This window comes from Paraburkholderia sp. GAS32 (assembly GCF_050434225.1).
Lineage (GTDB): Bacteria > Pseudomonadota > Gammaproteobacteria > Burkholderiales > Burkholderiaceae > Paraburkholderia > Paraburkholderia madseniana.
Genome location: NZ_JBNPVS010000123.1, coordinates 1 through 1551 on the forward strand (window position 1 = coordinate 1; position 1551 = coordinate 1551).

Annotated in this window: 3 protein-coding genes; all 3 read right to left on the reverse strand. The window is 62.6% G+C overall.

Going from position 1 to position 1551, the window contains the following annotated elements:
• On the reverse strand, positions 1 to 567 hold a 567-nt coding region (locus P3T25_RS48455; protein WP_429364866.1), incomplete at its 3' end, for an IS66 family transposase zinc-finger binding domain-containing protein.
• 79 nt (positions 568 to 646) lie between these two features.
• A complete protein-coding gene (tnpB, locus tag P3T25_RS48460) occupies positions 647 to 1000 on the reverse strand; it encodes an IS66 family insertion sequence element accessory protein TnpB (RefSeq protein ID WP_060859133.1) in 354 nt (117 codons plus the stop codon).
• Positions 981 to 1469: an IS66-like element accessory protein TnpA gene (gene tnpA, locus P3T25_RS48465; RefSeq protein WP_144159428.1), complete on the reverse strand. Its 489-nt coding sequence runs from the start codon at positions 1467 to 1469 to the stop codon at positions 981 to 983. Before tnpA ends, tnpB begins: the two co-directional genes overlap by 20 nt.
• Positions 1470 to 1551 lie beyond the last annotated feature (82 nt).

Here is a 1551-nt window from a genome sequence, read left to right on the forward strand (position 1 = left end):
CATCGCCGGACTTGCGTTGCTGCCCGGCAGCGGCTGCGCCGGCATGGGCGCGATCACGATGGGCGTGTGCTCCGCGTGGCGTTCGCAATGGCGGCACGCGTACTTGAAGCGCACGTGTTGCAGCACTGACGCCTTAACCTCGATATGCAGCTGTTCGCAGGTCTGCTCACCCATCCGGTGCATCGCACCCTGGCAGCACGGACAGACCTTCTGATCTTCAGGCAGGTCGTACTCGATACGCGTACGCGGCAGATCAGCCGGCAGCGGCTTGCGCCCCCGTTTCTGGTGGCCTGAGCCGTCTACGGCTGGCAGGCCCGTGTCGGGCAGCGCAAAGACGCCGTCCGGATCGTCTTCAACGGGTTCAGCCAGGGCCACCTGCTCGGCTTCGTCGAACACTCGGTCTTTGAGTTTCTCGCTGCTCGGGGCGAAGCGCTTGAGTTGCGCGAGACGAAACAACTCCTCGAGCTGCTCGACGCGTTGAGTGAGTTGCTGGTTGCGGGCCTCAAGTTCGCGGATATAGGCGAGAACTTCGGACGGCAGACCGGCAGTGGGATCGTGTGCTGACATGACGCTCACGATAGCGAAACCGCAAGGCGAATGGGTTTACCGAATTTGTAACGCCGGTCCCGAATGTTGCATCACGACATCAGCCAGCGTGCCGATACTGCCGCGCAGGATGACGACGCACCGCATCGATGTCGATGCCCTCAAGTAACCAATGAAGCTGCTCGGTCGAGAGCTCCATCACCACCTGCTGCCGGCGCGGCCAGACGAAGCGGTCCTCTTCCAGGCGCTTCATCAGCAGCCAGAAGCCGTTGCCACCCCAGCCGAGTATCTTGATGCGATCCCGTCGCCGGTTGCTGAACGCGTAGAGCGCCGGCGCAAACGGGTCCAGCCCCATGGACTGCTCGACCAGAGCGGCCAGGCCGTTGATCGACTTCCTGAAGTCGACTGCCTCGCGATGAACGTACACCTTGAGTTTAGCGTCGAGCCTGAACATCGCAGCGCCCCAGTGTCTCGATCATCGCCGATACCAGCGGCGCATCCTGTCCGGTACAGTCCAGCCGAAGCGTCACGCCGTTGGGCATTTCCACCGTCAACTGCGAGCGCACGGGCGGGGGCGATGAGCGCGTGGGCTCGGAAGCCTTTACGGCGTCCTTGTGCTCAACCACCTCACGACGGCTGATCTCGACGACCGGCACGAACGCCGACGGCACGGCAAGCGGCGGCGCATTCTCGACAACTTCCGACGTCGCTGCCACGCCGTTGCGTTGTTGATGCAGCTTGATCCACCGGCGCAGCAAGTTAGCGTTCACGCCGGCCCTGAGCGCCAACCCGGCCACCGACACGCCCGGCTGCAGGCAGGCCTCAATAAGCCTGCGTTTGGATTGCGAGTCGTAGCGCCGCTTGCCGTCGCGACCTACGAGCGTAACGGCGAGAAGCGCCGCATCTGAATCGATCTGAGTCATGGGCTGTGTCCACTGTTAATCAGTGGACACAGCTTGCCTTGCTCTCAATTCGGGCGCTATGTGCTGATAAATTCGCGCTTAC

Bases quoted from the DNA above. Each gene is read 5' to 3' on its own strand.
- tnpB (WP_060859133.1), bottom strand. From the start codon at position 1,000: ATGTTCAGGCTCGACGCTAAACTCAAGGTGTACGTTCATCGCGAGGCA.
- tnpA (WP_144159428.1), bottom strand. From the start codon at position 1,469: ATGACTCAGATCGATTCAGATGCGGCGCTTCTCGCCGTTACGCTCGTA.